Consider the following 262-nt stretch of genomic DNA (forward strand, 5'->3'; position numbering starts at 1 on the left):
ATTTCTTTTTGGATTTTCTAACTCATTGATATGAGAAGCTGAAGCTTCAACTCCCATATAAGCTAAAATAAACGAAACAAAAACTACCAATGTTGAAAGCTGTGAAAAGTCTGGAATAAAAGCTGCCTTATTGATGGGGATTTCTATAGGATTTCCTCCTACAAAATAAGCTACTGCTAATACAAATAAGATAATGGATGGAATTACAATCCCGATTATAAATCCCGCTTTTACTAATTTTGCAGTGCGCTGAGTCCCACCT

The 262-nt window shown here is 34.7% G+C and carries 1 protein-coding gene; it reads right to left on the reverse strand.

Annotated elements, in window-relative coordinates; translation table 11 throughout:
* Positions 1 to 262 (reverse strand): amino acid permease (locus ETC27_RS18065; RefSeq protein ID WP_136256075.1); only part of this gene is annotated, 262 nt, incomplete at both ends.

The sequence above is a fragment of the Onishia niordana genome, assembly GCF_004798965.1.
Classification (GTDB): Bacteria; Pseudomonadota; Gammaproteobacteria; order Pseudomonadales; family Halomonadaceae; genus Onishia; species Onishia niordana.